This is a genomic window from Micromonospora sp. WMMD998, from assembly GCF_029581235.1.
In the GTDB taxonomy this organism is placed as follows: domain Bacteria; phylum Actinomycetota; class Actinomycetes; order Mycobacteriales; family Micromonosporaceae; genus Micromonospora.
Genome location: NZ_CP120740.1, coordinates 4,709,421 through 4,717,768 on the forward strand (window position 1 = coordinate 4,709,421; position 8,348 = coordinate 4,717,768).

An 8,348-nucleotide genomic window follows, 5' to 3' on the forward strand; every position below is an offset into this window, starting at 1 on the left:
CGTCGGCCGGGCCGGTCGGCCGGGTCAGGAGGTCGCCGGCGCGAACTCCGCGGGGAGTTCCGGGAAGTGTTCCCCGACGCTCTGGGTGGCGCCGGCGAAGGTCGTCGGCCACGCCTCGACCAGGGCGTCGTAGGTCCAGCCGCCCTCGCGGTGGGCGGTCAGCGCCGCCTCCGGGTGGGTCCACACCTGGAGCCGGTCACCGCCCACGCCGATCACCTGCCCGGTCACCGAGGCCGCCGCGTCGGAGCCGAGGAACGCGATCAGCCCGGCCACGTCGTCCGCCGTGCCGAAGCCGAGATCGCGCCGGAAGAACGCCGGCATCGGCTCGCCGTCCGCCTCGGCCCGCACCGCCGCCGCGAAGTAGGGAACGGTGGCGGTCATCGCGGTCGCGGCGACCGGTACGACGGTGTTGGCGGTGATGCCGGCCCGCGCGAGTTCGAGCGCCCAGGTGCGGACCATGCCGACGATGCCCGCCTTGGCCGCCGCGTAGTTGGTCTGCCCGATGTTGCCCCGCTGCCCGGTGGGCGACCCGACGCAGATGATCCGCCCGCCCGCACCGGCGGGGCGCATGTGCCGCACCGCCTCGCGCACGGTGGTGAACGTGCCGCGCAGGTGCACCTCGATGACCGTGTCGAAGTCGTCGTCGGTCATCTTCCACAGCATGGTGTCGCGCAGGACACCGGCGTTGGTGACGAGGATGTCCAGCCGCCCGAAGTGCTCGACCGCCGTGCTGACGAGTTCCTTCGCGGTTTCGGTCGGGCCGACCGGTGCGACCACCGCGACGGCCCGGCCGCCGGTCTCCTGAACGGCGGCGACGGCGTCGGCGGCGGCCTGCTCGTCGACGTCGTTGACCACGACCGCCGCGCCGCGCCGCGCCAGCTCCCGCGCGTAGGCGAGGCCGAGGCCCCGGCCGGATCCGGTGACGATGGCGACCTTGCCGTCCAGTGACATGGGTGCTCCCTTTCGTCGATGCCGATCTGAGCACGAGCCGTGGCGGCGCAGGGGAAACGTAATGCAAATTCTGGCCGGGCGTCAACGTTTTGCAATATGTCTATGTCGCCGGCCACCCGGCGCGGCGGGAGTCGCCGAGCGCCCGGGACAGCGCCCGGCCGGCGGCCTGGACCAGCGGCGCCAGGGCCACCGGATCCGCCCGGTCGTGCGCCACCACGAGCGAGATCGCCGCCACCACGCCCTGCGGGCCGTGGATCGGCGCGGCCACCGAGAGGGCGTCCGTGGTGACCTGACGGTCGCTCACCGCGTACCCGGTCCGGCGCACGTCGGCGAGGCAGCGGCGCAGCCGACCCGGGTCGGTCACGGTCAGCTCGGTGTACCGCTCCAGCGGCGCGGCCAGCACCTGCTCCTGGACCTCGGCGGGCGCGTGGGCGAGCAGGACCAGCCCGACGCCCGTGGCGTGCAACGCGAAGCGGCCCCCCACCCGGGTGAGCACCGGCACCGCGTCCCGTCCGGCGAGGCGTTCGATGAAGACGACCTCCAGGTCCTGCCGGACGGCGAGCTGGACGTTCTCGTGGGTCACCTCGTACAGGTCCTCCATCACCGGCAGGGCCAGTTCCCGCAGCCCGAGGCCCCTCGGCGCGAGCGAACCCACCTCCCACAACCGCAGGCCGATCCGGTAGCGCCCGTCGTCGCCACGCTCCAACGCCCCCCACGCGACGAGTTCCGCCGCCCGCCGGTGGGCGGTGGGCAGCGGCAGCCCGGCGCGCCGGGCCAGCTCGCTCAGGGTCAGCGCCGGCACGGCCGGACTGAACGCGCCGAGCAGCGCCAGCACCTTGCTGGTGACCGACCGCCCCGGCTCCGCGCGCACCCCACCATCATCGCCGTCCACGCCGGCCGGTCACAGCTCCAGTACGAGCCGGGGCGTACGGGCCCGGGAGACACAGATCATCATGGTGTCCCCGGCGGCCCGCTCCTGCTCGGTGAGCAGGCTGTCGCGGTGCTCCGGCGCACCGGCGAGCACCGGGGTCTCGCAGGTGCCGCAGGTGCCCTCCCGACACGACGAGAGGACCGACACGCCGGCCTCCTCCACCGCCCGCAGGATCGACGTGCCCGGCGGCACGGTCACCGTCCGCCCGGAGCGGACCAGCTCGACCTCGAAGGCCGTCTCCGCGCCGCCGGGGCTGGCCGCCGGCGTGAAGCGCTCGACGTGCAGGCGGCCCGGCGGCCAGCCACGACAGTGCTCCGCCACGGCGTCGACGAGCGACTCCGGGCCGCAGCAGTAGACGACCCGGTCGTCGGGCCGACCCAGCAGCCCGGAGAGGTCGGGCAGCCCGGTCTCGTCCCGCGGGTGCAGGCTCACCCGGTCGCCGTACCGCTCCCGCAGGGTGCTGGCGAAGGCCATGGTGGCGCGGCTGCGTCCCCCGTACACCAGTCGCCAGTCCGCGCCGGCGGCGTCGGCGGCGGCGACCATCGGCCGGATCGGGGTGATGCCGATGCCCCCGGCGACGAAGAGATAACGCGCCGCCGCGACCAACGGGAAGGTGTTGCGGGGCCCGCGCGTCCGGACCGTCGCGCCGACGGTCAGCCGCTCGTGCACCAGCCGCGAGCCGCCGCGCCCGTCCGGTTCCCGCTGCACGGCGATCCGCAGCGCGGACCGGTCCGCCGGGTCGCCGCAGAGCGAGTACTGGCGGATCAGCCCGGCGCCCAGCTCCAGGTCGATGTGCGCGCCCGGCGTCCAGTCGGGCAGGTCGCCACCGCCCGGACGGCACAGGCGCAGCTCGACGACCCCGGCCGCCACCGGGTCCCGGCCCGCGACCAGCAGCTCGACCCCGACCTGTTCCGCCCCGGTCACACCGGCACCGCCGGCCGGCTCGCCGGCCCGGGCGTCGGCGCGGTCGTGGCCCGGTGGCCGCGCGGGTGGGCGAGCAGCCACTCCCACAGCTCGACCGGCTCCTCGGCGACGCGCTCGGCCCCGCAGTGGCAGACCCCGCGCAGGGTGTCCGTGCCGGGCATCCAGTGGATCCGGTAGACCCGGTCCCCGGGGCTGGCGCTCACCGCGCCGCTCCCGCCTTCCCCGACTCGACCAGCCGGGCCAGCAGCCGCCGGGCGGCCAGGCCACCGGTGTCGATGTTGATGCTCAACTCCTGGTACCGGTCCGGTTCGGCGGCGATCACCCGCTCCAGGATGTCGAGCGCCGCCACGTCCTGCATGACCACGGTGTGGTTGCTCCGGTGGAGATAGTCGCTCACCGACTCGTCGTCGATCGCGAAGTCACGCGCCACCGCCCAGAAGTCGTACGTGGTGTGCTCCGTCGACGGGGTGATGGCGTACACGATCTCGGCGTGGAAGGCTCCGCTGTCCTCGCCCTCGGCGGGCGGGTAGTGGCCCTGCGGCGCGATCCGGCTGTGCAGGAGATAGAGGCAGGGCGGGTGGTACTCGATGTCCTGCCACCTGGTGATCCGGCCGGTGATCCCGGTCGAACGCGCGTAGAACGGCGGACACTCGGCGTCGTCCATGTGCCGGCTCACGTGGACGACGCCCCGCTCGTCGTCCACCTCGGTGGTGATCGGGGTGTTCGCCACCTCGGGCGTGCCGATGTAGCCGCCGTGCAGGTAGGTCTCGTGGGACAGGTCCATGAGGTTGTCCACCAGCAGGCCGTACCGCGCGTTCAGCGGCGCCATCCCCCGCACCACCGCGTACCGCGGGTCGGCCAGCCACGGCGCGCGGGGAATCGCGGCCGGGTCGGCCCGGTCCCGGTCGCCGATCCACACCCAGACGAGGGAGTCCTGTTCCACCACCGGATACGACGCGACCCGGGCGGTGCGCGGGATGCGCTGCTGCCCGGGTACGAAGACGCACGCGCCGGTCGGGTCGTAGGTGAAGCCGTGGTAGCCGCAGACGATCGTGTCGCCGTCGAGCCGGCTCTCGGACAGCGGGTAGCGGCGGTGCACGCACCGGTCGGCGAGCGCCACCGCCGCCCCGGCGCCGGTGCGGTAGAGCACGAGCGGCTCACCGAGCACCGTGCGGGCGAGCAGGTCCCGCCCGACCTCGTTGCCGTAGGCCGCCACGTACCACTGGTTGCGCGCGAACACCATGCGGTCGACCTCCTCGCGGACGAACGTCGATGTGTTCGCGGATCCTCCCGCGCGGCGGCGCCGACCGGGAGCCGGGCTTTCACTGAGTGGAAGGTAGACACTGTCTACCGACCGTGGTAGACACTGTCCATGCCGCCGCCGGACAGCAGCCTCCGCACCCGCCTGGTCTCCGTCGGCGTGGACCTGCTCGCCCGCGAGGGCGCCGAGGCGCTGACGCTGCGCGCGATCGCCCGCCGGGCCGGTGTCTCCCACGGCGCGCCACGTCGCCACTTCCCGACCCACCTCGCCCTGCTGGCGGCCATCGCGCAGGAGGGCTACCAGCAGCTCGGCCGCGAGGTCGCCGAGACGCTCGCCCGCCAGGGCGACGCGGATCCACACCGGCAACTGCTCGCCCTGGGCCGGCTCTACCTGACGTTCGCGCGCACCCACCGCGGCATGTTCGAGCTGATGTTCCGGCACGACCTGCTCCGGGGCAACGGCGTCGGGCTGCGGGAGGCCAGCGAGGGACTCTTCGGCGTCCTGGTCGACCTGGTCACCCGGGCCCGGCCCGACGGTCCGGGCTCCCCCGCGCCACCGGTCGTCGCCGGCGCGCTCTGGGCCAACCTGCACGGCATCGCCGAGCTGGGGCAGTGGGGCAGTCTCCAGCTCGTGGTGCGCGACGACGATCTCGAACCGCTGCTGCGGGCCGCGCTGGCGGCCCACCTCGGGCGCGCCGCGCCCGTGGACTGACCGGGAGGATCACGTGCTGGTGCAGACGGGCACCCGAAAGGTGCTGGCGCCGCTGGCCCGGCTGGCCTTCCGGCCGGTGGTGGAGGGCCGGGACAACGTCCCGAGGCACGGCCCGGTGATCCTGGCCGCCAACCACCTGTCCTTTCTCGACAGTGTGGTGATCCCGCTGGTGGCGCCCCGACCGGTCGCCTTCCTGGCCAAGGCCGAATATTTCCGGCAGCCCGGCGTGAAGGGGTGGCTGACCCGCACCTGCCTCACCGGGATCGACGCCATTCCGGTGGAGCGGGGCGGCCACCGCTCGGCGCAGGAGTCGCTGCGGGTGGCGCTCGACGTGCTCGCCGCCGGGCGCGCGTTCGGCATCCACCCGGAGGGCAGCCGGTCCCGCGACGGGCGGCTCTACCGCGGCCGGACCGGCGTCGCCTGGCTCGCGCTCGCCTCCGGCGCGCCCGTGGTCCCGGTCGCCGTGCTGGGCACCGACCGGATCCAACCCGTCGGCGCCCGGCTGCCCCGGCCCGGGCGGATCACGGTGCGGTTCGGCACGCCACTGCGCTTCACCCGGCCGGCAGGCGGCAGCGACGGGCAGGCCCGCCGGGCGGTCACCGACGAGATCATGGCCGCCATCCAGGCGATGTCCGGTCAGGAGCCCGCCGGCCGGTATCTGGAGCCGGTGGCATAGGACCCGGCCGGGTCAGTCGACTGTGCTCATCGACCTGATGCCGCTGCTCAGCGTCGCGGTGACCGCCGAGACCCCGACCAGCCCGGCGAAGACCAGCATCGTCACGGCGGCCGGGAAGTGGGCCAGCAGCAGCCCCGCCAGGCCGGGCGCGAGCGCGGCGGCGGAGGTGGCGGCCAGGAAGATGACACTCACGACCCGCCCCTGGAGCCGGTCCGGGGTGATCGCCGCCTGATAGCCGAAGAGCACCGCGTTGGCGGTCGGGCCGAGGAACACCGCCGCCGCCAGCGGCACCGCGGCCAGCACGCTTGTCGACACCAGCGCGCTGCTCGCCATCAACGCGGTGGTGGCCCAGCACAGCACGATCACCAGCGCGGGCAGTCGCAGCCAACGCTGCACCGCCGGCGCGGCGAGCGCGCCCAGGAAGCCGCCCAGCCCGAAGATCGTGCTGGCCAGGCCGACCAGGACCGAGGGGGTGCCGGAGCGCTGGAGGGACACGATGATCGTGAAGATCATCCCGGTGAAGGCCATGTTCAGCGGCGCGGCGATCACCAGCAGCGCCCGCAGGAACGGGTTGGCCAGCACGAACCGGACGCCCTCGGCCGCCGCCGCGCCACCGGACTGACGGACCTGCTCGGTGCGGGGCTGCTCCATCGGCCGGCGGATGAGCAGCACCGCCAGCAGGGAGAGCAGGTAGGACAGCGCGTTGCCGACGAACGGCAGGGACCGGCCGAGCCCGTAGAGCAGGCCGCCCAGCGGCGGCCCGGCGAGCTGGGTGCCGTAGGAGCGGGCCTCGTTGCGCGCGACGGCGGTGGACAGTTGCGCACCCGGCACGAGGTTGCGCACCGCGGCGTGCTCCGCGGTGCCGAAGACCGCGTTGGCGCCGGCGCCGATCACGGTGACCACGAGGACCAGCGGCAGGTTGGCGATCCCGGCGAGCACCGCGCCGGCCAGCGCCAGGTAGACCACCAGCCGGATCACGTCACAGGCCACCAGCAGCGTACGGCGGGAGAAGCGGTCGGCCACGACGCCGGCCGGCAACCGGCAGGCGAGCGTGGTGAGCAGCCCCGCGCTGCCGACCAGACCGGCCTGGGCGGCCGAGCCGGTGAGGAAGAGCACCAGCAGCGGCATCGCCAGATTCGACATGGCGGCGCCGAGGTCGGAGAAGCACTGGCTGATCCAGAGCAGGTTGAAGTCGCGGTTGCGCCAGAGGCTGGCCGGGCGCTCGGCGCCCGGCACCGGCGGATCGGTGACGGTGGCCATCGGCTCCTCGTCGGATGTGGTCGGGGCCGGCTGCGTGGCGGCGCTCATGCCGGCCACCAGGAGCCGTGCGGGGGACGCAGGTCGTCGAACCATTCCGCGGCCGGATCGTACCGGGCGAAGAACTGCCGACCCACGTGGGCCGCGTCGCGGGCCTGGATCATGCGCAGGCTGAACAGGTCGGCCCCGCCGACCCGCACCACGCCGTCGACGAGCACCTTGCCCGGCGCGGCCGACATGACCGGGCCGCGCGCGGTGCGGGCCAGCCCGGAGACCGACCGGACCGCGTCGGTGTAGACCTGCCAGGCCCGCTCCAGCGGCACGCTGAAGTAGCTGCGCGCCCCGGTGTCCCGCTCCACGAACATGTAGTACGGGACCATGCCCAGCTCCACCGAGCGCTGCCACATCGCCGCCCAGTCCCCCGCCCGGTCGTTGACGTGCGCGATCAGCGGGGCCTGGGTGCGGATCACCGCGCCGGTGGCCCGGATCCGGGCGATGGCCCGGCGCACCTCGTCGGTGTCCAGCTCCCGGGGGTGGGAGAAGTGGGCCATCACGGCGACGTGGCGGCCACCGGCCACGATCCGCTCGAAGAGGCGCAGCAGGTCGTCGGCGTCCGGGTCGGTGGTGAACCGGGCCGGCCAGTACGACAGCGCCTTGGTGCCGAAGCGCAGCGTGCGGATCCGTTCCAGCGCCGGGTCCAGCAGCGGGGACACCCACCGGTCCAGCACCGCCGCGCTCATGATCATCGGGTCGCCGCCGGTGAACAGGACGTCGGTCACGCCCGGATGGTCGGCGAGATACCCGGCGACGTCCGCGACGTCCGAGGCGGCCTGCCGGATCTCCGCGTTACCGACGAACTGGGCCCAGCGGAAGCAGTAGCCGCAGTACGAGTGGCAGGTCTGCCCCTGCGACGGGAAGACGAGCACGGTCTCGGCGTACTTGTGTTGCAGGCCGAGCAGCCGGCGTCCCCGGTGGATCGGCACGTTGGCCTCCAACTGGTCGCCCGGATTCGGGTTGAGCCGCGCGTGGGCGTCCCGGGCCGCCTTGCGGATCACCCCCGGATCGGCCGCGGACAGGTGCAGCGCCGACAGGTGGTCGTAGAGATCCGGCGGCAGCATGTCCCGGTGCGGGAAGGTGAGCCGGAAGATGGGATCGTCCGGGACGGCCGACCAGTCGATGAGCTCGTCCACGACGTACTGGTTGACCTTGAACGGCAGCACCGAGGAGACGACCCGCAGGTCGTGCACGTACTCCTCGGGCATGCCCCGGACGCCGGCGAGCCGTGCCAGGCGTTCGTGGGAGTAGACCTTCATCACCGTCGCCTCGTTGTCAGCGGGATGGGACAGGAACGGCCGCCGTCGGACGGCCGGGTCGGGACGGTTACCCGGACCGCCCCGACCCCGGTACGGGTCAGCCCCGCGCGGCGGCCATCCGCTCGCGCAGGCTCTTCGGCCGCATGTCGGTCCACACCTCGTCGATGTGGGCCAGGCAGTCCGCCCGGGCGCCGGAGAAGCCGGTGGCGGTCCAGCCCGCCGGCAGCTCACGGTCGGCGAACCAGATCGAGTACTGCTCCTCGTGGTTCGTCACGACCCGGTAGGTGCGGTCATCGTCATCGACGGCCATCGCCGTTCTCCTTC

The 8,348-nt window shown here is 73.8% G+C and carries 10 protein-coding genes; 2 read left to right on the forward strand and 8 right to left on the reverse strand.

Annotated features, from left to right (window positions below):
- Positions 1-24: 24 nt before the first annotated feature.
- From O7619_RS21495 to O7619_RS21515, 5 genes are all read right to left on the reverse strand, one after another.
- Positions 25-951 carry an SDR family NAD(P)-dependent oxidoreductase gene (locus O7619_RS21495; RefSeq protein WP_282283040.1) on the reverse strand — a complete coding sequence of 309 codons (927 nt, stop codon included), beginning with the start codon at positions 949-951 and terminating at the stop codon, positions 25-27.
- A gap of 100 nt (positions 952-1,051) precedes the next feature.
- Complete coding sequence (locus tag O7619_RS21500) at positions 1,052-1,822, reverse strand: IclR family transcriptional regulator (protein ID WP_282283041.1); 771 nt, start codon at positions 1,820-1,822, stop codon at positions 1,052-1,054.
- Positions 1,823-1,852: 30 nt separating this feature from the next.
- Entirely contained in the window at positions 1,853-2,806 is a 954-nt protein-coding gene (locus tag O7619_RS21505; RefSeq protein ID WP_282283042.1) for a PDR/VanB family oxidoreductase, read from the reverse strand.
- Positions 2,803-3,009 (reverse strand): hypothetical protein, encoded by a 207-nt coding sequence (locus O7619_RS21510; protein WP_282283043.1) that lies wholly within the window; start codon positions 3,007-3,009, stop codon positions 2,803-2,805. Before O7619_RS21510 ends, O7619_RS21505 begins: the two co-directional genes overlap by 4 nt.
- Positions 3,006-4,049 carry an aromatic ring-hydroxylating dioxygenase subunit alpha gene (locus O7619_RS21515; RefSeq protein WP_282283044.1) on the reverse strand — a complete coding sequence of 348 codons (1,044 nt, stop codon included), beginning with the start codon at positions 4,047-4,049 and terminating at the stop codon, positions 3,006-3,008. The genes O7619_RS21510 and O7619_RS21515 overlap by 4 nt, the downstream gene beginning before the upstream one ends.
- Positions 4,050-4,178: 129 nt before the next feature.
- Here O7619_RS21515 and O7619_RS21520 point away from each other — a divergent pair, with 129 nt between their 5' ends.
- Both O7619_RS21520 and O7619_RS21525 read left to right on the forward strand, forming a co-directional pair.
- Positions 4,179-4,778, forward strand: a complete 600-nt coding sequence (locus O7619_RS21520) for a TetR/AcrR family transcriptional regulator (RefSeq protein WP_282283045.1) — start codon at positions 4,179-4,181, stop codon at positions 4,776-4,778.
- Positions 4,779-4,791: 13 nt separating this feature from the next.
- Positions 4,792-5,454 (forward strand): lysophospholipid acyltransferase family protein, encoded by a 663-nt coding sequence (locus tag O7619_RS21525; RefSeq protein WP_282283046.1) that lies wholly within the window; start codon positions 4,792-4,794, stop codon positions 5,452-5,454.
- A 12-nt stretch (positions 5,455-5,466) separates the two neighbouring features.
- On the opposite strand, the gene O7619_RS21530 is transcribed toward O7619_RS21525, so the two are convergent.
- The 3 genes from O7619_RS21530 to O7619_RS21540 form a co-directional block, all read right to left on the reverse strand.
- Positions 5,467-6,762, reverse strand: coding sequence for an MFS transporter (locus tag O7619_RS21530; protein ID WP_282283047.1), 1,296 nt, complete (start codon positions 6,760-6,762; stop codon positions 5,467-5,469).
- Positions 6,759-8,024, reverse strand: a complete 1,266-nt coding sequence (locus O7619_RS21535; protein ID WP_282283048.1) for a lysine 2,3-aminomutase — start codon at positions 8,022-8,024, stop codon at positions 6,759-6,761. Before O7619_RS21535 ends, O7619_RS21530 begins: the two co-directional genes overlap by 4 nt.
- A 97-nt stretch (positions 8,025-8,121) precedes the next feature.
- Positions 8,122-8,334, reverse strand: coding sequence for an MbtH family NRPS accessory protein (locus O7619_RS21540; RefSeq protein WP_282283049.1), 213 nt, complete (start codon positions 8,332-8,334; stop codon positions 8,122-8,124).
- Positions 8,335-8,348: the final 14 nt, after the last annotated feature.

Bases quoted from the DNA above. Each gene is read 5' to 3' on its own strand.
- O7619_RS21495 (WP_282283040.1), bottom strand. From the start codon at position 951: ATGTCACTGGACGGCAAGGTCGCCATCGTCACCGGATCCGGCCGGGGC.
- O7619_RS21515 (WP_282283044.1), bottom strand. From the start codon at position 4,049: ATGGTGTTCGCGCGCAACCAGTGGTACGTGGCGGCCTACGGCAACGAG.
- O7619_RS21520 (WP_282283045.1), top strand. From the start codon at position 4,179: ATGCCGCCGCCGGACAGCAGCCTCCGCACCCGCCTGGTCTCCGTCGGC.
- O7619_RS21530 (WP_282283047.1), bottom strand. From the start codon at position 6,762: ATGAGCGCCGCCACGCAGCCGGCCCCGACCACATCCGACGAGGAGCCG.
- O7619_RS21535 (WP_282283048.1), bottom strand. From the start codon at position 8,024: ATGAAGGTCTACTCCCACGAACGCCTGGCACGGCTCGCCGGCGTCCGG.
- O7619_RS21540 (WP_282283049.1), bottom strand. From the start codon at position 8,334: ATGGCCGTCGATGACGATGACCGCACCTACCGGGTCGTGACGAACCAC.